The following is a 21,776-nucleotide window of genomic DNA, read 5'->3' on the forward strand; positions in this document are numbered from 1 at the left end:
GTGAGTGGCTGTACCGCGTGGGCTCGTGGTCGCGTCGGGGTGGCCGGCCGGTCACTCGGCCACCTCCAGGCCCTGCTTCCTCATCTCGTTCACCGTCGCCCGCTGCGTGGCCTCCAACGCGCCGGCGAGCGTGCCCTTGCCCGCCCACGCCTTGCCGAGACCGTCGTTGAGGTCGGCCGCGGTCCTGGTCATCAGCGGGCCCCAGGTCCAGGAGGAGTTGACGTGCGGGGACGCCTGGGCGACGACGTCGTAGATCTTCTGCCCGCCGAAGTACGGGTCCCCGGCCTTCAGTTGGGGGAGGTCGAGCAGGTCCTTCGCGGCCGGGTAGAGCCCCGCCTCGTCGACGAGCGCGCCGAACGCCTTCCGGTCGGTGCTGAGCCAGTGCGCGAACTCCCAGGCGGCCTCCGGCGCGTCACAACCGTCGAGGACGGCGGTGGCGGACCCTCCGGCGTTGCCGACCTGGTCGCCTCCCTCGGTCCACTGCGGCATCGGAGCCACCGCCCACTTGCCCGACCCCTTGGCCGCGCCGCCCTTGATGACGCCGGCCTGCCACACCGCGCCCACGACGGTGGCGATGTCACCGTTGCCCAGACCGGTGTACCAGGCCTGGTCGTACATCGGGGCGCCGCTGACCAGCCCCTCGTCCACCAGACCCTGCCAGCAGTCGGCGACCTTCCGGTTGGCCTGCGAGCCGATGGTCACCTGCCAGGCGTCGTCCTTGACGCCGAACCAGCCGGCGTCCGCCTGCCAGGCGAGGCCCGCGTAGTCGTAGTCCAGGTAGGGCGACGAGATGTACCGGCGAGGGCCGGAGGCGTGGATCTTCCTGGCCGCCTTCTCGTACTCCGCCCAGGTCGCGGGGGGCGCGAGGTCGAGCGAGTCGAAGACCTCCTTGTTGTAGAACATCACCATCGGGCCGGTGTCCACGGGCGCGCCGTAGACCTGGTCGCCGAGGGTCACCGAGGTCCAGGCCGCTTCCTGGAAGTCGTCCTTCGCGGGGGAGGCGTACTCGGCGACGTCCTGCAGCGCCCCCTGGGCGGCGAAGCTGGGCAGCGTCAGTACTGGGAGATACGCAACCTCGACATCTCCAACAAGGGCGACACCGCCGCGACCCGGCGCGGTGTGCACATCACCCGTACCGACTCGGGGACCGGCACGTACTACCGCGTCAGCGGACTCGACATCCACGACATCAACGGCAACCAGACGAAGAAGGACGACGACGCCAGCGCGGGAATCTTCTTCGAGGTCCTCGGCAACACCAGGGCCACCAAGTTCGACGACGTCGTCGTCGAGGGCAACACGGTCAGGACGGTGGACCGCTACGGCATCCACTTCTGGACCCGCTGGATGCAGCGCCCGGAGCTGAACAATCCCAACTGCGGCTCCACGTGCGGGACCTGGACGCCGCAGACCCGCGTCGTCATCCGCGGCAACACCGTCTCGGACATCGGGGGCGACGCCATCGTGCCCCACCACACCGAGGGCGCCCTCGTCGAGTACAACAGGGTCGACGGCTTCCGCGAGCGTGAACCGGCCCACTGCGCGGCCGGCGTGTGGGGCTGGAACACCAACCGCGCCCTGTACCAGTACAACGAGGTCAGCGGCGGCAAGAGCGAGTGCGACGGCCAGGGCCTGGACATCGACGAGGCCAACATCGGCACCGTCTACCAGTACAACTACAGCCACGACAACGAGGGTGGCTTCATCCTCCTGTGCAACGGCTCGGGCTCGACCACCGCCGACAACGTCGTGCGCTACAACATCAGTCAGAACGACGGCGGACAGCTCTTCGACATGGTCTGCGCCAGGACGACGAACACGCAGATCTACAACAACACCTTCTACCTGTCCAGGCCGGTCGACGTCATCAACAACGCCAACGGCTCCACCGGCGACAACGCCGCCTTCCGCAACAACGTCTTCCACGTCGCCACGACCCAGGCCGCCTACCTCAACGCGGGCACCCTCACCTTCGACGCGAACGTCTTCCACGGCAACCACCCCGCCGGGGAGCCGGCGGACGCCCGCAAGGTGACCGCCGACCCTCTGCTCACCGCGCCCGGCACGGCCACCTCCCGGACCGACGTGGACGGCTACCGACTCCGGACGGGCTCGCCCGCGCTGGCCAACGGCGTGGTCATGACCTCATCCGCGACGCGTGACTACTTCGGCAACCCGGTGCCGGCCGGCTGCGCCCCCGACCGGGGCGCCCACCAGCTGTCCACCACGTGTACTCCCGCACAGGGTCCCGTGAACGGCGTCCACCGCATCTCGGCGGGCACCCAGGCCATCGACGTCCCGGCCAACTCCACCACGCAGGGGACCCAACTCACGGTCTGGCCCTGGCACGGCGGCCAGAACCAGAAGTGGACGGTGACCGCCCACTCGGACGGCACGTACGAACTGAGGAACGTCAACTCGGGGCTGTGCGCGGACATCCGTGACAACTCCAGGTCGTCCGGGGCCGCCGTCATCCAGTGGCCGTGCAGCGGCGCGTCCAACCAGCGCTGGATCGCCACCGCCAAGGACGGCGGCGGATACACCCTCGCCGCCCAGTCCAGCGGCCTGCTCCTGACCGCCGCGTCCACCGCCGACGGCGCACCGCTCACCCAGCGTCCCGCCACGTCCGGAGCCGTGCAGACCTGGACGTTCACCAAGGTCTCCTGACCGGCGCCGCTCGCGACGGCCGCCCCACCGCGGTCATGGTTGTCCCGGTGCGGTCACGTCTGTCCGGAGTGGCACGGCCGTCCCGTCGGCGCCGCCGGCCGTCACGGTCTGCGGCCCGTGCCCGTGCCGCAGGCCGGGGGCCGGCGTGACGGCAGGCCGCGTCGCCGGGACCGACAGCACTCAGGCGTCCGCGCGGCCGCCGCAGGGGCGCGGCGTCCCGTCGGCACAGGGCTGTCGGCATGCCGGCCCCGTTCACCTCTCCGTACGAGGGCGCGCTCCCGCCGGCGGGAGCACGCCCTGCGCATACGGTCCGCCTCGCGCCCTACGTGTCCGCAGGGCGCCGCCCGCCCCTCCGTGAACACCGACGGGCGGTCGCCGCCGACGATCCGGCGTCGCCGGGCCGCCCGGCTGCCGGAGCCCGCGTCGGGGCTGTGCCAGGCGGGCGCATGCGGGCCTATGCCCCGTCGGCGCGGGTGTGGTCGGTGACGAGTTCCAGGTCCTTCGCCGGGCCGCGCACCCGCCACACGACGCGCCAGTGGTCCTCGTCGCGGACGGTGAACTCGCCCTGGTAGAGGTCGGCCGAGCAGGGGTGGTCGGCGACGTGCCGGCCGGACCTGAGGTCCAGGCCGTGGAAGAAGCGTCCGTCCGCGAACCGCACGTCCGCCGTGCCCTCCTGGTCCCGTAGAAAGCGGAGCGTGCGCTCGGCGGGACGGGTGACGCCCCGCCAGGTGAAGTCACCGGACTCCCGCTGGAGCAGGCCCTCGCCGTCCTCGAGCGGCCCGAACTCCACCGTGCCCAAGAACCGTCCCTCGTCGCCGCTCGCCAGGTTCCGCACGACGCGCTCGGCCCGCCAGGCGCCGCTCAGGTACGCCAGTACGTCGGGTACCGGCCAGAACTCGCCCATGGTGCCCCGTTCTCCCTGCTCTCCGGTGTCGCACGACCCATTGACGTGCTCCTGCCCCCTCCTATCTTGCCGTTCGAAGTGCTGCACAGTCTCCGATATTTCGAACGACCTCCCATCTCCTCCAGAGCCGCGGAGTACCCATGTCACGCACCGCCCTCCTCGCGGGCACGGCCCTGCTGACCGCCACCGTCCTCTTGCCGGCCCCCTCCCACGCGGAGGCCGTCACCGGCTACACGATCACCGTCGACACCGGCACCCGGGGCCCGGCGATCGACGACACGATGTACGGCGAACTCGGCTATTACGAGTACTTCCGCTTCGCTGAGGACATCGGCGCGAGTACACGTTCCCGCCGCACTCGGTGACGTTCATGAGGATCGACCGGTGGTGACACCGGCCCCTCGCGTTAGGCTCTGGTCCCTATGAACGGCATAGCGGTCTGGAAGCGGGTGCGGTGGTCCGACAGGGCCGTCGCCCCCTTCGCCGGCGCGGTGAGCGTCCTGGTCGGCGTGGTGCTGCTGTGGCTGGCGATCGGCGGCATCGGCAACCCCACCACGCGTGAGGAGGAGAACGCGGCGGAGGAACTGGCGCTGCGGCTCTTCGGGTGCTGGCTGCTGGGCGGAGCGGCGCTGTACGCGGTGCTCGGCATGTTCCGCGCCCTGCTCGGCCACCTGGCCGCCCTCCTGGTCGCACCCCTCGCGGTGATCGTCGCCCTCCTGGTCCTGGCCGCGTCCTAGAAACGACCCGTGTCCGAGGCCTTATGCATGACCGCGTTGCATAAACGTGCATGGATACGTATAGTCATGCCATCCAGGAGGAGGGTTTTCCATGGCGGTACGTGCGGCGGTGGCCGGAGCGAGCGGGTACGCGGGCGGTGAGCTGCTGCGTCTGCTCCTGACGCACCCCGAGGTCGAGATCGGCGCCCTGACCGGCAACTCCAACGCCGGACAGCGTCTGGGCGCGCTCCAGCCGCACCTGCTGCCGCTGGCCGACCGGGTGCTGGAGCCCACCACCCCCGAGGCGCTCGCCGGGCACGACGTCGTGTTCCTCGCGCTGCCGCACGGCCAGTCCGCCGCCGTCGCCGAGCAGCTCGGCGACGAGGTGCTCGTGATCGACATGGGCGCCGACTTCCGCCTGAAGGACGCCGCCGACTGGGAGGCCTTCTACGGCTCCCCGCACGCCGGCACCTGGCCCTACGGCCTGCCCGAACTGCCGGGTGGCCGCGCCGCGCTGGAGGGGTCCAAGCGTGTCGCGGTGCCCGGTTGCTACCCCACCGCCGTCTCCCTCGCCCTGTTCCCGGCCTACGCCGCGGGACTCGCCGAGGCCGAGGCCGTGGTCGTCGCCGCGTCCGGCACCTCCGGCGCGGGCAAGTCGCCCAAGCCGCACCTGCTGGGCAGCGAGGTCATGGGCTCCATGTCGCCGTACGGCGTGGGCGGCGGGCACCGGCACACCCCCGAGATGATCCAGAACCTCAGCGCGGCGGCCGGCGAGCGCGTCACCGTCTCCTTCACGCCGACCCTGGCGCCGATGCCCCGCGGCATCCTCGCCACCTGCTCCGCGAAGGCGAAGCCCGGCGTCACCGCCGAATCCGTGCGCGCCGCCTACGAGAAGGCGTACGCCGACGAACCGTTCGTGCGCCTGCTCCCCGAGGGACAGTGGCCCGCCACCGCCTCCGTGTACGGCTCCAACGCCGTCCAGGTGCAGGTCGCCCACGACACGGCCGCCGGCCGGATCGTCGTGATCAGCGCCATCGACAACCTCACCAAGGGCACCGCGGGCGGTGCCGTCCAGAGCATGAACATCGCCCTGGGTCTCGACGAGACCACCGGGCTTTCGACGATCGGAGTTGCGCCGTGAGTGTGACGGCAGCAAAGGGATTCACGGCGGCGGGCATCGCCGCCGGGATCAAGGAGAACGGCAACCCCGACCTGGCCCTCGTGGTCAACAACGGCCCCCGACGCGCCGCCGCCGGCGTCTTCACCGCCAACCGCGTGAAGGCCGCCCCCGTGCTCTGGTCCGAGCAGGTCCTCAAGAGCGGGCAGCTCGCCGCCGTCGTCCTCAACTCCGGCGGCGCCAACGCCTGCACCGGCCCCAAGGGCTTCCAGGACACCCACGCCACCGCCGAGAAGGCCGCCGAGGTGCTCGGCGTCGGCGCCGGCGAGGTCGCCGTCTGCTCCACCGGCCTCATCGGCGTCCTCCTCCCCATGGACAAGCTGCTCCCCGGCGTCGAGACCGCCGCCGGGCAGCTCTCCGAGCACGGCGGCGAGAAGGCCGCCATCGCCATCAAGACCACCGACACCGTCCACAAGACGTCCGTGGCCGGCAAGGACGGCTGGACCGTCGGCGGCATGGCCAAGGGCGCGGGCATGCTCGCCCCCGGCCTCGCCACCATGCTCGTCGTCCTCACCACCGACGCCGACGTCGACGGCGAGACCCTGGGCAAGGCGCTCCGCGACGCCACCAAGGTCACCTTCGACCGCGTCGACTCCGACGGCTGCATGTCCACCAACGACACCGTGCTGCTCCTCGCCTCCGGCGCCTCCGGCGTCACCCCGGCCTACGACGACTTCGCCGAGGCCGTACGGCAGGTGTGCGACGACCTGGGCCAGCAGCTCATCCGCGACGCCGAGGGCGCCAGCAAGGACATCAAGGTCGAGGTGATCAACGCCGCGACCGAGGACGACGCCGTCGAGGTGGGCCGCTCCATCGCCCGCAACAACCTCCTCAAGTGCGCCGTCCACGGCGAGGACCCCAACTGGGGCCGTGTCCTCTCCGCCATCGGCACCACGAAGGCCGCCTTCGAGCCCGACCGGCTCAACGTCGCCATCAACGGCGTCTGGGTGTGCAAGAACGGCGGCGTCGGCGAGGACCGGGACAAGGTCGACATGCGCTACCGCGAGGTGCACATCGTCGCCGACCTGTCCGCCGGTGACGCCACCGCCACCATCTGGACCAACGACCTCACCGCCGACTACGTCCACGAGAACAGCGCCTACTCCTCATGACCGTCACCCGTAAACACACCGCGCTGCCCAAGGCGCAGATCCTCGTCGAGGCGCTGCCCTGGCTCACCCGGCACCACGGAAAGACCGTCGTCATCAAGTTCGGCGGCAACGCCATGGTCGACGAGGACCTGAAGGCCGCCTTCGCCCAGGACGTCGTCTTCCTGCGGCACGCCGGACTCAAGCCCGTCGTCGTGCACGGCGGCGGCCCGCAGATCAGCCGCGCGCTGGAGACCCACGGCATCGTCAGCGAGTTCAAGGCCGGCCTGCGCGTCACCACCGAGGACGCCATGGACGTCGTACGGATGGTGCTCGCCGGGCAGGTCCAGCGCGAGCTGGTCGGCCTCCTCAACCGGCACGGACCGCTCGCCGTCGGCCTCACCGGCGAGGACGCGCACACCCTCACCGCCGTCAAGCACCAGCCCGAGATCGACGGGGAACTGGTCGACATCGGGCGGGTCGGTGAGATCACCGAGATCGACACGGGCGCCATCGAGGCCCTGCTCGCCGACGGCCGCATCCCGGTCGTCTCGTCGATCGCCCGCTCCCAGGACGACCACCATGTCTACAACGTCAATGCTGATACGGCGGCTGCGGCACTCGCTGCTGCTCTGGGCGCCGAAACCCTCATGGTCCTCACGGACGTCGAGGGCCTCTACGAGGACTGGCCGAACAGCGACGAGGTGATCAGCCGTCTCACCGCGTCCCAGCTCGAGAAGCTCCTGCCGGAGCTGTCCTCCGGCATGGTGCCCAAGATGGAGGGCTGTCTGCACGCCGTACGCAACGGCGTGAACACCGCCCGCGTCATCGACGGCCGGGTCCAGCACTCGATCCTGCTGGAGATCTTCACGGACGAGGGCATCGGCACCATGGTCGTGCCCGACGAACAGGGGGAGTCGTGAGCAACGCGGAACTGACCGCCCGGTGGCAGGGCGCGCTGATGAACAACTACGGCACGCCCCGCATCCCCCTCGTGCGCGGCGAGGGCCAGCGACTCTGGGACGCCGACGGCACGGAGTACCTGGACTTCGTCGGCGGCATCGCCACCAACGCCCTCGGCCACGGCCACCCGGCGATCGTCGAGGCCGTCACCCGGCAGATCTCCTCCCTCGGCCACATCTCCAACCTCTTCCTCGCCGAACCGACCGTCGCCCTCGCCGAACGGCTGCTCCAGCTTTTCGGCCGGGACGGCAGGGTCTTCTTCTGCAACTCCGGCGCGGAGGCCAACGAGGCCGCCTTCAAGATCGGCCGGCTCACCGGACGCACCCACGTGGTCGCCACCGAGGGCGCCTTCCACGGCCGCACCATGGGCGCCCTCGCGCTCACCGGGCAGGCCGGCAAGCGGGAACCGTTCCTGCCGCTGCCCGGAGACGTCACCCACGTGCCGTTCGGCGACGCCCAGGCGCTGGACGCGGCCGTCACCGAGGACACGGCCCTCGTCATCCTCGAACCCATCCAGGGCGAGCTCGGCGTCGTCGTCCCGCCCTCCGGCTACCTCAAGGCCGCCCGCGCCATCACGGCCGCCAAGGGCGCGCTGCTCGTGCTGGACGAGGTGCAGACCGGCGTCGGGCGGACCGGCGTCTGGTTCGCCTATCAGGCCCACGAGGGCGTCCTGCCGGACGTCGTCACCCTCGCCAAGCAGCTCGGCGGCGGACTGCCGCTCGGCGCCACCGTCGCCTTCGGCCGCGCCGCCCAGCTGCTGCAGCCCGGCCACCACGGCACGACCTTCGGCGGCAACCCGGTCGCCTGCGCCGCAGGACTCGCGGTGCTCGACACCATCGCCGGCGACGGACTGCTGGAGAACGCCAAGCGGCAGGGCGAGAAGCTGCGCGAGGGGATCGAGGGCCTCGGGCACGCCTTGATCGACCACGTCCGGGGAGCGGGCCTGCTCCTGGGTATCGTGCTCACCGAGCCGCTCGCGCCCCAGGCGCAACAGGCGGCTCAGGACGCCGGGTTCCTCGTGAACGCCGCCGCCCCCGACGTCGTACGGCTCATGCCGCCGCTGAACCTCGGGGACGACGCGGTGGCCGCGCTCCTCGGGGCGCTGCCCGGCATCCTGGACGCCGCCGGTCGCGCGGGTGGGGAAGGACGATCCGGAGAATGAGACGACGATGAGCCAGGAGCAGGACCAGGGGCGTACGGCGGATCAGGGCGGGCAGGCCGGTCCCGCCGTGCCGCAGACGCGCACCGCGCGGCACCGCCGGATCGTGGACATCCTCAACCGGCAGCCGGTGCGGTCGCAGAGCCAGCTCGCGAAGCTGCTCGCCGACGACGGGCTGAGCGTCACCCAGGCGACGCTCTCCCGGGACCTCGACGAGCTGAACGCGGTGAAGATCCGCAACAACGACGGCGATCTGATCTACGCCGTGCCGAGCGAGGGCGGGTTCCGTACGCCGCGGGCGCCGCTGGGGGAGTCGGCGAAGGAGGAGCGGATGCGGCGGCTCTCGCAGGAGCTGCTGATCTCCGCGGAAGCCTCCGCGAATCTCGTCGTGCTGCGGACGCCTCCGGGGGCGGCACAGTTCTTGGCGTCCGCCATCGATCAGGCCGAGTTGCACGACATTCTCGGCACCATCGCCGGGGATGACACGTTGTTGCTGATCAGCCGGGAGCCTACGGGTGGGCAGGCTCTCGCCGATCACCTGCTGCGGTTGGCCCAGAACGGGGGCTGAGGGGCTGGCCGCGTGCCCGGAGGACGCCGCCGACTGCGGGCAGTCGTGCCGCTCGGGGCGGCACGGGTGGGTGCAGGCGGCATCCTCCAGCGGGCCTGTGCCGCATCCGCGTGCGGCCACCGGGGTTCTGGGACCTGTTGCACGCCGGGTGCGGCCCGGTGCGTGGCTGGGCGCGCAGTTCCCCGCGCCCCTTGGGGGGTGCAGGTGGCACCCCCGTGCGGCCACCGGGGTGCCAGTGTCTGTTGTGTGCCGGGTGCGGTCACGTCGTGGCTGGGCGCGCAGTTCCCCGCGCCCCTTACGGGGCGCAGGCGGCACCCTCCAGCGGGCCTGCACCGCATCCCCGTACGGCCACCGGGGTGCCAGTGTCTGTTGCGTGCCGGGTGCGGCCCGGTGCGTGGCCGGGCGCGCAGTTCCCCGCGCCCCTTGGGGGGTGCTCGTCAGCCCAGCCACCGGGCGAGGTGTGCTGTGCAACGGACCTCGTCGCCCGCCGTGATCAGGAGGGCCTCCGTGTCGGGGAGGGCCTCCAGCCAGCTCAGGCCCTCCCGGGAGCCCATCGCGAAGGCCGCCGTGGCCCAGCAGTCCGCCCAGGTCAGGCTGGGGGCGACGACCGTCACCGCGACCAGGTCGGTCACCGCCGAGCGGCCCGTGCGCGGGTCGACGATGTGGTCGCCGCGTTCCGCCGTGCCGGACGTGGCAACCGCCAGCTCCCTCGCTCCGGCGGCGGAGACCACCGCGGCGAGGCCTCCCGGGCGCAGCGGGTCCGACACGCCGACCCGCCAGGGGCGCCCCGTGCCCGGCGAGCCGAGCAGCTGGACGTCGCCGCCCCCGTTGACGCTCACGCCGGACGCCCCGGCCGCGAGAAGCCGGCGGGCCGCGCGCTCCGTGGCCCAGCCCTTGACGATGCCGGTCGGGTCGAGCCGGCCCCGGTACCGCGTGCTGAACCAGCCGTCGCTGACCCGCTCCGCCTCCGCGGCCAGCTCCAGCACCTCGGCGACCTCGGGGTCGCACTGCCCGACGTCCAGCTCACCGCGCGCCAGCCGGGAGATCTGGGTGTCCTCGCGGTAGGTGCTGAACACCTCGTCCACCCGGCGCAGTCCGGCGGCGGCCTCCTCCAGCGCCGCGCGCACCGCGCCGGGTTCCCCGCCGCGGACGTCGAGGGAGAAGACGGTCCCCATCGTCTCCACCACACGACGCTCCGCGGCGGGCGCCTCAACGGGTTCCGCCACCGTGTCAGCCACCGGCCTTGTCCAGGGCCGACTGGAGGGACTCCTGGTAGCCGGCGCTGGTGTAGGTGGCGCCCGACACGGCGTCGATGTCCGCCGTACCGGCCCGCACCGCCGCCTGGTTGAGCTTGGGGACGGCGTTGGAGGTGACCTGGTCGCTCTGGCCGCCCTTGGGTGCCTGGACGGCCTCGGCCTTGGTGATCTTCCCGCCGCTGACGGTGATCCGTACCTGGACCGGGCCGTACTGGGTCTGCGCGACGTCACCGGTGACGGTCTTCGCCTGGGCCGCGTCGCCGCCTCCGGTGTCGGCGGGGGCCGAGGCCCGCGCCTTGTCCAGGGCCGACTGGAGGGACTCCTTGTAGCCCGCGCTGGTGTAGGTCGCGCCGGACACCGCGTCGATGTCCGCGCTCTGCGCCCGCACGGCCGCCTGGTTGAGCCTGGGGACGGCGTTGGAGGTGACCTGGTCGCTCTGGCCGCCCTTGGGCGCCTGGACGGCCTCGGCCTTGGTGATCTTCCCGCCGCTGACGGTCAGCCGTACCTGCACCGCCCCGTACTGGGTCTGCGCCGCGTCGCCGGTGACCGTGCCGTCCCCGATGGGTCGGGCGCCGCCCTGGACGGACTCCGCCGCGGGCGGGGCGTCGCCCGCCGCCTGGGCCGACCCCGGGTCGGACGCGGGTTTGAGCGACAGCAGCAGCACGATCCCGGAGACGGTGGCGGCGGTCGCCAGAACGGCGCGCCGGACGGGGTGACTCTTCCTCATCGCTTCTCAAGCTCCTGATGGGTAACGGGCGACCGGGGCCGACGGCCCGCCGCTCACATCTCGAACGACTCGTGGTGGATCCGGCGCGCGGGCACCCCGGCGTCCCGCAGTGCCGCGTACACCTGCTGGGCGAATCCGGGCGGACCGCACATGAAGACGTCGTGGCGGTCGACGTCGGGGATCTTGCGGCGCAGACTCTCCGCCGAGATGTCGGGGCGCTCCCCGTCGGGGCTGTTCACCGCGTACATCAGCCGGGCCCCGCGCTCGTCGGCGATCTTCGCCAGCTCGCCCCACAGCGCCAGGTCCTGGGTGCTGTTGGCCCGGTACAGCAGAGTGATGTCGCCGGAGGCGCCGGGCAGCGTCTCGAACAGGGCGCGCATCGGGGTGATGCCGACACCGCCCGCGACCAGCAGCACCTTGCCGCGGCTGCGGCGCTGCGCGGTCAGCGCCCCGTAGGGGCCCTCCGCCCACACCCGGGTGCCGGGCTCCAGCTCCCGCAGCCGTGAGCTGTGGTCGCCGATCGCCTTGACGGTGATCCGCAGCATGTCCGGGCGGGGCGCCGCGGACAGCGAGTACGGGTGGGAGCTGAACCGCATCCCGGGCGCCAGGAACCGCCAGCGGAAGAACTGCCCCGCCTCGGCGCCCATCCGGTGCAGCCGGCGTCCGCCGATCAGCACCGACACGACGCCCGGCGTCTCCTCGATGACCGCCTGGACCCGCATCCGGTGGCGCAGGTTCAGCCGGATCGGGGTGAGGATCCGGTACCACAGGACCAGCGCGGTCACGGCGCCGTAGAGGCCGTACCAGAAGGTCTTCGCGGACGGGGTGACGGCGAACTCGTTGCCCGTGGTGATCTGGTGCCAGAACGTCAGGAACACCGCCGCGTACGTCAGCAGGTGCACGTGGTACCAGCCGTCGTACGGCAGCTTGCGGCGGACCGGGCCGATGGACAGGAGCGCGATCACGAACAGCAGGCCGGTGCCGATGGCGGCCTTGCCCATGTCCGGCAGCGTGTTGACGGAGGTGATCGTCTGGGACGCGACGTCGGCGAGGGTCCTGCCGGCCTGCCGGGCGTAGCCCCACATGATCAGGAAGACGTGGGCGATCACCAGGCTGACGGTGTAACGGCCGCTCATCGCGTGCCAGCGGGCGACCCGGTCCGAGCCCACCCGCCGCTCCAGCGCGGGCACCCGCGCCATCTGGAGCACGACAAGAGCCATCAGATAGCCGGCGAGCAGACCGGTGATCCGGCCCGCGGCGATGATCTTCCCGGTGGTGTCCGCGATGGACGGCGTGCTCGTCCACCAGAGCCACAGCACGGCCACCGCGCCCGCGCCCACGGCGAGCAGCAGCGGCACGGCGGGGGAGCGGCGCGGACGGATGCGGCGCATCGTCTGGCGGCGGGCGGCACGGCCGCCGGCGAGCGTGGTGGTCACGGTTCCTCCGTGGGACTTGGCCCTTGGCCCTCACATACGTGCCGCCACGCGGAGGTGTTCAGCGGAAACCGTGGATTCGTCGCCCGTTTCAGTAGCGGGTGATCGCGGTGCGCCCCCCGGTCGTGCCGATCGCGAGGTGCGGGGCCCGCGCGGGGTTCGCCCAGCGCAGGATCTTCCGCATCGCGCTCTTCGGCACGGACACGCAACCCGCCGTCGCGCCCCGGCCGTTGACGTGCAGGAAGATGCCCGCGCCCCGGCCGCGCACCGGACGGTGGTAGTTGAAGTCCACGACCAGGGCGTGCGCGTACTGCGTGCGGTAGGTGACGAGGTGCTCGGCCTGGCTCGCCCGGCAGTCGGCCGCGCGGGGTTCGGTCCAGCGGTTGTAGACGCGGGAGTCGTTGTCCTGGCACCACCAGGAGTTCTGCCGCACCCGGCGGTAGGGGGAGCGGGTGCCGGAGGGAGCCGCCTCGATGCCGAAGGCGTAGGGCAGGCCGTACAGCCCGGTGGGGGTGGTGTTCGTGCCCTGCTTGCGGGTCGTGCCCTCGGTGAGTCCGTTCGCGCCGAAGCGGGCCTTGGCGGACCCGGCCGCCACCCAGCGTCCGCCCTTGCGGTCCCACCAGGTGACCGTGCCGGTGGTCGACCCGGTCCGCGCCGCGACCGCCGTGACGAGCTGGGTGCCGCCCCCGGTGTCCGCCATCCGCTCCGGCAGCGGCGACGCGGGGCGCTGCGCGGTGCCGAGCGAGAGCAGGGACAGGGACACGAGGACGGCGACGGTGACACGGCGTGGGCGCATGGCTCACATGCTGGACGGGGGCAGCGGCAACGGCAGCCCGGGAAGCCCGTCCAGGCTCGTCGCGACGTGCTCCTTCTTGGTGAAGTACGCGTCCAGGGAGGCGTCGTCCTCCCTGGCGAAACGCCTCTCGTGCAGGTCTCGCTCCCCCTCGTACGCCATGTAGGGCACGGCGTAGCCGCAGGTGTCCCGGATCAGCTCGGCACGGACGACCACGACCGCGCGCAGGCCGTGGTTCCACGGGTCGATGCCGGGGAAGTGGGCGAGCAGCTCCTTGAAGCTGGGGTCGTCGCGGAACACGGGCTCTCCGCGCCCGTGCACGCGCACGATGTTCGGCGGGCCCTGGAAGGCGCACCACATCAGGGTGATCCGGCCGTTCTCCCGGAGGTGGGCGACCGTCTCGGCGTTCGAGCCGGCGAAGTCCAGGTAGGCGACGGTGAGGTCGTCCAGGACCGCGAAGGATCCCTTGAGTCCCTTGGGGGAGAGGTTGACCGTGCCGTCGGCGGACAGGGGAGCGGTGGCGGTGAAGAAGACCGGCTGCTCCTCGATGAAGGTGCGGAGCCGCCCGTCGATGCGCTCATACGTTTTTCCCATGTCCACGGATTATCCGGGCAGATCTTTCGCCTGTCTAAGCATTTGACGGCCCCGCCTCCGAGGAATGACCGTGGCCGCCCCGGCCGGCGCTTGAACGGGGCGGCCACAGCGCCTGTCACGTCACTTGGTGAGCGTGCAGGCGGCGAGGGAGTCGAGGCCGGCGGGGCGGTCGGCGGTGCGGCCGATGGCGGTGGCGATGCGGTTGACGGTGGCGGTCCGCTTGTCCTCGAGGGGGCCGAGGATGGCGTTCTGGACGAAGTTGGGTCCGCCCTGGCCGACGGTGTCGACGAGTCGTTTGTTCGCCTCGGCGACCTGCTGGTCGAGCTGGGCCAGGTTGCGGGTGACCTCGTCCTGGGCGGAGGCAGGGATCGCGGGAAGCCGCGAGGCGACGTCCGGGCAGGAGATGGCGCCGACGCCGGAGGCGTCCCCGCCCTGACCCGCGCCCGCGTTCCCGCCTTGACCCGCGCCCGCGTCACCGCCCGCGTCCTCGGCCGGCGGCGCGGAGGGCTCCGCGCCGCCGGTCTCCTCCTGGCCCGGAGCGGCCGGGTCGCCCTGGGTGTCGAGGGAGCACGTGGCGAGGGAGTCGAGGCCGGCGGGGCGGTCGGCGGTGCGGCCGATGGCGGTGGCGATGCGGTTGACGGTGGCGGTCCGCTTGTCCTCGAGGGGGCCGAGGATGGCGTTCTGGACGAAGTTGGGTCCGCCCTGGCCGACGGTGTCGACGAGTCGTTTGTTCGCCTCGGCGACCTGCTGGTCGAGCTGGGCCAGGTTGCGGGTGACCTCGTCCTGGGCGGAGGCAGGGATCGCGGGAAGCCGCGAGGCGACGTCCGGGCAGGAGATCGTGCCCGGTCCGGCCAGGGTCCTGGCGTCCGCGCCACCGCCCTCGGACGACTCGCCCGCGAGCGCGGTGCCCGCGATCACGGCGCCGGTCAGTGCCACCGCGGCGGCGCCGCCGGCCAGGCCGACACGGCGCTTGTTGTACTTCGGAAGAGCCCTGGACATGCGGATGCCTCACTCGGGGTCGGGGGTGTCTCGGGTGGAGCGACGCGGCGCCTGCGTCCGGCGAGTCATACGCGCAAGCGGTTTCCCGCGTTCACCTTCCGTGCCACATCGCTTCGTCGCGGTCCCGGCAGGCACCCCGCGACCTGGGGAATTGACGAATCATGCGGAGTCCTGCATACTCATGCATGTCAGCGAATGCACTGTGAGGAGAAACCCGTGACCGAGCGCGTCGTACTCGCCTACTCAGGCGGTCTGGACACCTCCGTCGCCATCGGCTGGATCGCCGAGGAGACGGGCGCCGAGGTCATCGCCGTTGCGGTCGACGTCGGCCAGGGCGGCGAGGACCTGGACGTCATCCGCAAGCGCGCGCTCGCCTGCGGTGCCGTCGAGGCCGAGGTCGCGGACGCGAAGGACGAGTTCGCCGAGGAGTACTGCCTCCCGGCGATCAAGGCCAACGCCCTCTACATGGACCGCTACCCGCTGGTCTCCGCGCTGTCCCGGCCGACGATCGTCAAGCACCTCGTCGCCGCCGCGCAGAAGCACGGCGCCACCACCGTCGCCCACGGCTGCACCGGCAAAGGCAACGACCAGGTCCGCTTCGAGGCCGGCATCGTCGCTCTCGCCCCCGACCTGAAGTGCATCGCCCCGGTCCGGGACTACGCGATGACCCGTGACAAGGCCATCGCCTTCTGCGAGGCCAAGGGCCTGCCGATCGCCACCACCAAGAAGTCCCCGTACTCCATCGACCAGAATGTCTTCGGCCGCGCCGTCGAGACCGGCTTCCTCGAGGACATCTGGAACGCGCCCATCGAGGACGTGTACGAGTACACCCAGAACCCGGCCGTGGCCCGCGAGCCCGACGAGGTCGTCATCGCCTTCAAGGAGGGCGTCCCGGTCGCCATCGACGGCAAGCCCGTCACCGTCCTCCAGGCGATCCAGCAGCTCAACGAGCGCGCCGGCGCCCAGGGCATCGGCCGGATCGACATGGTCGAGGACCGTCTCGTCGGCATCAAGTCCCGCGAGGTCTACGAGGCTCCCGGCGCGATCGCCCTGATCACCGCCCACCAGGAGCTGGAGAACGTCACGGTCGAGCGCGAGCTGGCCCGCTACAAGCGGCAGGTCGAGCAGCGCTGGGGCGAGCTGGTCTACGACGGCCAGTGGTTCTCCCCGCTGAAGCGCGCCCTCGACGGCTTCATCGCCGAGGCCAACCAGCACGTCAACGGCGACATCCGGATGACCCTGCACGGCGGCCGCGCCGTCGTCACCGGCCGGCGCTCGGAGTCGTCCCTGTACGACTTCAACCTGGCCACCTACGACACGGGCGACACCTTCGACCAGGCCGCGGCCAAGGGCTTCATCGACATCTACAGCCTGTCGTCGAAGATCGCGGCCAAGCGCGACCTCGCCTGAGCCGTAACGCCTGACGACCCCTCACACGCACTAGCCTGACAGCCGCCTCTCCACACGTCCGTGGGGAGGCGGCGGCACATCCGGAACCCTCGAGGAGCACGCAGTGAGCAGCAACAGCGGTGACGTCCGGCTCTGGGGCGGCCGTTTCGCCGACGGTCCCGCCGAGGCCCTGGAGAAGCTGTCCGCGTCCGTCCACTTCGACTGGCGGCTGGCCCCCTACGACATCGCCGGCTCCCGCGCCCACGCGCGCGTGCTCCACCAGGCGGGCCTGCTCACCGAGGACGAGCTGACCCGCATGCTCGAAGGACTCGGCCAGCTCGAGGCCGACGTCGCCTCCGGCGCCTTCACCGGCACCATCGCCGACGAGGACGTCCACACCGCCCTGGAGCGCGGCCTGCTGGAGCGGCTCGGCCCCGACCTCGGCGGCAAGCTGCGCGCCGGACGGTCCCGGAACGACCAGGTCGCCACCCTCTTCCGGATGTACCTGCGCGACCACGCCCGCGTCATCGGCGGTCTGATCGCCGACCTCCAGGACGCGCTGATCGGGCTCGCCGAGGCCCACCCGGACGTCGCGATGCCGGGACGCACCCACCTCCAGCACGCCCAGCCGGTGCTCTTCGCCCACCACGTCCTCGCCCACGTGCAGTCCCTCTCCCGGGACGCGGAGCGGCTGCGCCAGTGGGACGAGCGGACCGCCGTCTCCCCGTACGGCTCCGGCGCCCTCGCGGGCTCCTCCCTCGGCCTGGACCCGGAGGCGGTCGCCAAGGACCTCGGCTTCGAGCACGGCAGCGCCGGCAACTCCATCGACGGCACGGCCTCCCGCGACTTCGTCGCCGAGTTCGCCTTCATCACCGCGATGATCGGTGTGAACGTCTCCCGGATCGCCGAGGAGATCATCATCTGGAACACGAAGGAGTTCTCCTTCGTCACCCTCCACGACGCCTTCTCCACGGGCTCGTCGATCATGCCGCAGAAGAAGAACCCGGACATCGCCGAGCTGGCGCGCGGCAAGTCCGGCCGCCTGATCGGCAACCTCACCGGCCTGATGGCCACCCTCAAGGCCCTCCCGCTCGCGTACAACCGCGACCTCCAGGAGGACAAGGAACCGGTCTTCGACTCCATCGACCAGCTGGAGATCCTGCTCCCCGCCTTCACCGGCATGATGGCCACCCTCACGGTCCACCGGGAGCGCATGGAGGAACTGGCCCCGGCCGGCTTCTCCCTCGCCACGGACATCGCCGAGTGGCTGGTCCGCCAGGGCGTGCCCTTCCGTGTCGCCCACGAGGTGGCCGGCGAGTGTGTGAAGGTCGCCGAGTCGGAGGGCAAGGAGCTGGACGACCTCACGGACGAGCAGTTCGCGAAGATCTCCGCCCACCTCACGCCCGAGGTCCGCACGGTCCTCAACGTCCCCGGAGCCCTCGCCTCCCGCAACGGCAGGGGCGGCACGGCCCCCACGGCGGTCGCCACGCAGCTGGCAGAACTGAAGGAAAACGTGTCCCTCCAGCACAAGTGGTCAACCGCCAAGAACCAGTAACAAAGACGCCCCAAAGGGGCGCGGGGAACGGCACGCTCAACCCCGACGACGCCGCACCCACCGCGCCCCGGAAACCACCCACCCCCCAGGGGCGCGGGGAACGGCGCGAACAACCCCCACGAACCCGCACCCACCGCGCCCCGGAAACCACCCACCCCCCAGGGGCGCGGGGAACGGCGCGCTCAACCCCGACGACGCCGCACCCACCGCGCCCCGGAAACCACCCACCCCCCCAGGAGCGCGGGGAACTGCGCGAACAACCCCCACGAACCCGCACCCGCCCCCGCCCCGCCCCGGCAAGTCCCACCCCCATACACAAGGCCGCACCCACACCGCGGGTTACGTTGGCACAGCCGTACCGGAGCCAACCGACGGAGCCGACATGCCCTTCTCCCGCCTGGCCACCGCCACCACCCCCACCGCCCACCTGGGCCTGGGCCTCGCCGCGGTGGGCCGCCCGGCCTACATCACCCTCGACCGAGCCGCCGACCTCGGAGAGGGCGACGACCGCACGGTCGAGAACCTCCGCACGCGCACCCACGAACTCCTCGACGCCGCCTACGCCCAAGGCGTCCGCTACATCGACGCGGCCCGGTCCTACGGCCGCAGCGAGGAGTTCCTCGGGGACTGGCTGAACAGCCGCCCCGACGTCACCGACGTGGTCGTCGGCAGCAAGTGGGGCTACACCTACACCGCCGGCTGGACCACCGACGCGGAGCGTCACGAGGTCAAGGACCACTCCCTCGCCGCGTACGAACGCCAGCGCGCAGAGACGGCCGCGATCCTCGGCGACCACCTGGACCTCTACCAGATCCACTCGGTCACCCCGGACAGCCCGGCCCTCACCGACAAGGACCTGCACGCCCGCCTCGCCGAGGCGTCGGCGCAGGGAGTCACCGTCGGCTTCTCCACCAGTGGTCCCCGCCAGGCGGACGCGATCCGCGCGGCCCTCGCGGTCACCGTCGACGGCGAACCCCTGTTCCGCACCGTGCAGTCCACCTTCAACGTCCTGGAGACCTCCGCGGGTCCCGCACTGGCCGAGGCGCACGACGCCGGACTCACGGTGATCGTGAAGGAGGGCATGGCCAACGGCCGCCTGGCCGCACCGCATGCCCCCGAACCGCTGCGCGCGGTCGCCGAGGAAACCGGGCTGGGCTGCGACGCGGTCGCCCTCGCCGTCATCCTGCGCGAGCCGTGGGTCGGCGTCGTCCTGTCAGGCGCGGCGACGGTCGTCCAGCTGACCTCGAACCTGCACGCGGCGGCCGTCGACCTCACCGACGACCAGCTCGCCCGTCTGGTCCCGCTGACCGAGACCCCCGAGGCGTACTGGCAGCACCGCAGCACGCTGCCCTGGCACTGACAGGCCCCACCACCCCGACCCACCCGTGAGACGCGCACGCCCCTAGTGAGACATAAATGTCTCACATGTGGTACCGTCGTCTCATGGCTGTCGACCGAGAGCACGTGCTGCGCAGCGCCGCGGCCCTGCTGACCCGCAAATCCACCGCGACCATGGACGAGGTCGCCAAGGCCGCGGGGATCAGCCGCGCCACCCTGCACCGGCAGTTCGCCGGCCGGGACGCGCTGGTCCGCGCGCTCGAGGCGCTGGGCATCGCCGAGTGCGAGGCCGCCCTGGCCGCCGCCCGCACCGACGAGGGCCCCGCCACCGACGCCGTACGGCGCCTGGTCGCCGAGATCGAACCGCACGCCGGCCTGCTCGCCTTCCTCTACACCGAGAACCAGCTGTTCGAGGGCGAGGGGCAGAACGAGGGCTGGACCAGGATCGACGAGAGCGTGTCCGCGCTCTTCCGGCGAGGCCAGTCGAGCGGCGAGTTCCGCATCGACCTCACCCCGGCGTGGCTCACCGAGGCCCTCTTCGGTCTGCTCGCGTCCGCCGCCTGGGCGGTCGCCGAGGGCCGGGTCGCCCCCAAGGACTTCACCCACATGACCGTCGAACTGCTGATCGGCGGCGTACGACGCCCGGAGGAACCGGCTCTGCCGGGAGCCCCGGCGGCAAGGCAGGAATCATGACCAGCGCCGTACGGCCGGAGACCTCGACCGAGGAGAGGGCGGCGCCCCGCCCCGGCCGCTGGCTCGCCCTCTCGGTCCTCGTGCTCGCCGTCCTGCTGGTGGCCGTCGACGCGACCGTCCTCGGCCTCGCCACCCCGTACATCAGCGAGGACCTCGCCCCCACCGGCTCCCAGCTGCTGTGGATCGGCGACGTGTACTCCTTCGTGCTCGCCGGACTGCTCGTGTCGATGGGCAGCCTCGGCGACCGCGTCGGCCGCAAACGGATCCTGCTGTACGGTGCGGCCGCGTTCGGCCTGATCTCCGTGCTCAACGCCTACGCGCACACGCCCGAGGTGATGATCGCGGCGCGCGCCCTGCTCGGCGTCGCCGGCGCCACGCTGATGCCGGCCACCCTCGCGCTGATCCGCAACCTCTTCCACGACCCGCGCGAGCGGAGCCTCGCCATCGGCATCTGGGGCGCGACGGCCTCCGCGGGCACGGCGGTCGGACCGATCCTCGGCGGACTGCTCCTCGAACACTTCTGGTGGGGCTCGGTCTTCCTCATCAACCTGCCGGTCATGGCGGTCCTGGTGGTCGTCGGCGCCAAGCTCCTCCCGGAGTCGCGCACCCCGGAGCCGGGCCCGTGGGACCTGCCCAGCGTCGCCCTGTCCCTCGCCGGCATGATCGGCGTGGTCTACGCGGTGAAGGAGACGGCGAGCCACGGTGCCGGCCTTCCCGCTCTCGCGGCGGGTCTGCTGGGCGCGGCGGCCCTGTACCTGTTCGTCCGCCGTCAGCTGACGCTTCCGAAGCCGCTGCTGGACATGCGGCTGTTCCGCAGCCGGGGGTTCAGCGGAGCGGTGCTCGCCGACCTGTTGACCGTGCTGGGCCTGTCCGGCCTGGTCTTCTTCCTCTCCCAGTACCTGCAACTGGTCCAGGGGCGACGTCCGTTCGAGGCGGGCCTCGCGGAACTGCCCGCCGCGATCGGCGCGGTGGTGGCCGGCCTGATCGCGGGCCGTGCCGCCCGCCGCTTCTCGGTGCGCTCGGTCGTCGCCGGGGGACTGGCGGCCATCGGCCTGGCCCTGGCCGCCCTCACCGTCATCGGCCAGTCCACCGGCTACCCCTTGCTGGGAGCCGCTCTCCTGGTGGTCGGCGCGGGCGCGGGCTTCTCCTTCACGGTGACGGCGGACGTGATCCTCTCCAGCGTCCCGAAGGAACAGGCAGGCGCGGCCTCCGCCGTCTCGGAGACGGCCTACGAACTGGGCGCGGCCCTGGGCATCGCGATCCTGGGCTCGATCGTCACAGGCGTCTACCGAGACTTCCCCGCCCCACCCGGCACCCCGCCGGCCGCCCACGAGTCCCTCGGCAGCGCGGTGGAAGCAGCGACCCACCTTCCCGCGGCCACCGCGGCCCCCATGCTCGACGCAGCCCGCGAATCCTTCGTCGACGGCCTCACCCTGGCAGCAGGCACAGGAGCAACAGTCCTCCTGGCAGCCTCAGCAGCAGCATGGTTCATGCTGAAAAACCAACGGCTGGAAAACACGTAAAGGGCCACGGGGACCTGCGCGCCGACGGCAGCGCACCGAAGGGGCGCGGGGAACTGCGCGCTCAACCCCCACCGACCCGCAGGGATCTCACAACCCGACGGGACGACACCCCAGGGGCGCGGGGAACTGCGCGACAAGCCCCCACCCACCCGCAGTTGCCCCGAAACGCCGACGGGCGCCGACGGAGGAACGAACCTCCACCGACGCCCGTCGCCCGACGCCCGTCACCCGGCA

General features: G+C 71.8%; 21 protein-coding genes. 13 read left to right on the plus strand and 8 right to left on the minus strand.

The features are described from left to right. Positions 1-51: 51 nt before the first annotated feature. Positions 52-1,125, minus strand: a complete 1,074-nt coding sequence (locus ACQZOG_RS10815; protein ID WP_430741463.1) for an extracellular solute-binding protein — start codon at positions 1,123-1,125, stop codon at positions 52-54. Between ACQZOG_RS10815 and ACQZOG_RS10820 the strand changes: the two genes are divergently transcribed. Continuing rightward, a complete protein-coding gene (locus ACQZOG_RS10820) occupies positions 1,120-2,667 on the plus strand; it encodes an RICIN domain-containing protein (RefSeq protein WP_058915771.1) in 1,548 nt (515 codons plus the stop codon). The two genes, ACQZOG_RS10815 and ACQZOG_RS10820, sit on opposite strands and share 6 nt — an antisense overlap. A 454-nt stretch (positions 2,668-3,121) precedes the next feature. Here the strand turns inward: ACQZOG_RS10820 and ACQZOG_RS10825 are convergent, their stop codons facing one another. Next, on the minus strand, positions 3,122-3,571 hold the full coding sequence (locus ACQZOG_RS10825; protein WP_037638679.1) for a DUF6314 family protein: 450 nt from the start codon (positions 3,569-3,571) through the stop codon (positions 3,122-3,124). A gap of 140 nt (positions 3,572-3,711) precedes the next feature. Here ACQZOG_RS10825 and ACQZOG_RS10830 point away from each other — a divergent pair, with 140 nt between their 5' ends. The 7 genes from ACQZOG_RS10830 (at position 3,712) to ACQZOG_RS10860 (ending at position 9,242) form a co-directional block, all read left to right on the plus strand. Continuing rightward, positions 3,712-3,936: a hypothetical protein gene (locus tag ACQZOG_RS10830; RefSeq protein ID WP_193456960.1), complete on the plus strand. Its 225-nt coding sequence runs from the start codon at positions 3,712-3,714 to the stop codon at positions 3,934-3,936. Between the two features lie 57 nt (positions 3,937-3,993). Continuing rightward, complete coding sequence (locus ACQZOG_RS10835; protein WP_037638674.1) at positions 3,994-4,308, plus strand: hypothetical protein; 315 nt, start codon at positions 3,994-3,996, stop codon at positions 4,306-4,308. Between the two features lie 91 nt (positions 4,309-4,399). Beyond that, positions 4,400-5,428 (plus strand): N-acetyl-gamma-glutamyl-phosphate reductase, encoded by a 1,029-nt coding sequence (gene argC, locus ACQZOG_RS10840; protein ID WP_037638672.1) that lies wholly within the window; start codon positions 4,400-4,402, stop codon positions 5,426-5,428. Beyond that, on the plus strand, positions 5,425-6,576 hold the full coding sequence (argJ, locus tag ACQZOG_RS10845; RefSeq protein WP_430741464.1) for a bifunctional glutamate N-acetyltransferase/amino-acid acetyltransferase ArgJ: 1,152 nt from the start codon (positions 5,425-5,427) through the stop codon (positions 6,574-6,576). Before argC ends, argJ begins: the two co-directional genes overlap by 4 nt. Beyond that, entirely contained in the window at positions 6,573-7,475 is a 903-nt protein-coding gene (gene argB, locus ACQZOG_RS10850; protein ID WP_033275020.1) for an acetylglutamate kinase, read from the plus strand. Before argJ ends, argB begins: the two co-directional genes overlap by 4 nt. Further along, positions 7,472-8,677: an acetylornithine transaminase gene (locus ACQZOG_RS10855; RefSeq protein ID WP_430741465.1), complete on the plus strand. Its 1,206-nt coding sequence runs from the start codon at positions 7,472-7,474 to the stop codon at positions 8,675-8,677. The genes argB and ACQZOG_RS10855 overlap by 4 nt, the downstream gene beginning before the upstream one ends. Before the next feature lie 7 nt (positions 8,678-8,684). After that, complete coding sequence (locus ACQZOG_RS10860) at positions 8,685-9,242, plus strand: arginine repressor (RefSeq protein ID WP_037638667.1); 558 nt, start codon at positions 8,685-8,687, stop codon at positions 9,240-9,242. 437 nt (positions 9,243-9,679) lie between these two features. Here ACQZOG_RS10860 and ACQZOG_RS10865 read toward each other — a convergent pair whose 3' ends face one another. From ACQZOG_RS10865 to ACQZOG_RS10890, 6 genes are all read right to left on the minus strand, one after another. After that, positions 9,680-10,417: an FAD:protein FMN transferase gene (locus tag ACQZOG_RS10865; protein WP_397830004.1), complete on the minus strand. Its 738-nt coding sequence runs from the start codon at positions 10,415-10,417 to the stop codon at positions 9,680-9,682. Positions 10,418-10,472: 55 nt separating this feature from the next. Next, positions 10,473-11,225 (minus strand): FMN-binding protein, encoded by a 753-nt coding sequence (locus tag ACQZOG_RS10870; RefSeq protein ID WP_261674773.1) that lies wholly within the window; start codon positions 11,223-11,225, stop codon positions 10,473-10,475. Positions 11,226-11,278: 53 nt separating this feature from the next. Continuing rightward, the gene (locus ACQZOG_RS10875; protein ID WP_430741466.1) at positions 11,279-12,661 is read right to left on the minus strand and encodes a ferredoxin reductase family protein; all 1,383 of its coding nucleotides are present in this window, start codon (positions 12,659-12,661) and stop codon (positions 11,279-11,281) included. A gap of 88 nt (positions 12,662-12,749) precedes the next feature. Continuing rightward, positions 12,750-13,454: a L,D-transpeptidase family protein gene (locus ACQZOG_RS10880; protein WP_191881240.1), complete on the minus strand. Its 705-nt coding sequence runs from the start codon at positions 13,452-13,454 to the stop codon at positions 12,750-12,752. A gap of 3 nt (positions 13,455-13,457) precedes the next feature. After that, on the minus strand, positions 13,458-14,045 hold the full coding sequence (locus tag ACQZOG_RS10885; RefSeq protein WP_193469088.1) for a pyridoxamine 5'-phosphate oxidase family protein: 588 nt from the start codon (positions 14,043-14,045) through the stop codon (positions 13,458-13,460). Positions 14,046-14,165: 120 nt separating this feature from the next. After that, positions 14,166-15,044, minus strand: a complete 879-nt coding sequence (locus tag ACQZOG_RS10890) for a hypothetical protein (protein WP_430741467.1) — start codon at positions 15,042-15,044, stop codon at positions 14,166-14,168. 216 nt (positions 15,045-15,260) lie between these two features. Between ACQZOG_RS10890 and ACQZOG_RS10895 the strand changes: the two genes are divergently transcribed. From ACQZOG_RS10895 to ACQZOG_RS10915, 5 genes are all read left to right on the plus strand, one after another. Beyond that, entirely contained in the window at positions 15,261-16,454 is a 1,194-nt protein-coding gene (locus ACQZOG_RS10895) for an argininosuccinate synthase (protein ID WP_430741468.1), read from the plus strand. 103 nt (positions 16,455-16,557) lie between these two features. After that, complete coding sequence (gene argH / locus ACQZOG_RS10900; RefSeq protein WP_037638654.1) at positions 16,558-17,988, plus strand: argininosuccinate lyase; 1,431 nt, start codon at positions 16,558-16,560, stop codon at positions 17,986-17,988. Between the two features lie 382 nt (positions 17,989-18,370). Beyond that, positions 18,371-19,348 carry an aldo/keto reductase gene (locus tag ACQZOG_RS10905; protein ID WP_058915765.1) on the plus strand — a complete coding sequence of 326 codons (978 nt, stop codon included), beginning with the start codon at positions 18,371-18,373 and terminating at the stop codon, positions 19,346-19,348. An 83-nt stretch (positions 19,349-19,431) separates the two neighbouring features. After that, positions 19,432-20,019, plus strand: a complete 588-nt coding sequence (locus ACQZOG_RS10910; protein WP_359597302.1) for a TetR/AcrR family transcriptional regulator — start codon at positions 19,432-19,434, stop codon at positions 20,017-20,019. Further along, positions 20,016-21,542, plus strand: a complete 1,527-nt coding sequence (locus tag ACQZOG_RS10915) for an MFS transporter (RefSeq protein WP_430741469.1) — start codon at positions 20,016-20,018, stop codon at positions 21,540-21,542. Before ACQZOG_RS10910 ends, ACQZOG_RS10915 begins: the two co-directional genes overlap by 4 nt. The last annotated feature ends 234 nt before the right edge of the window (positions 21,543-21,776 follow it).

Source organism: Streptomyces sp. P13-3-3, assembly GCF_050571355.1.
GTDB lineage: Bacteria > Actinomycetota > Actinomycetes > Streptomycetales > Streptomycetaceae > Streptomyces > Streptomyces althioticus.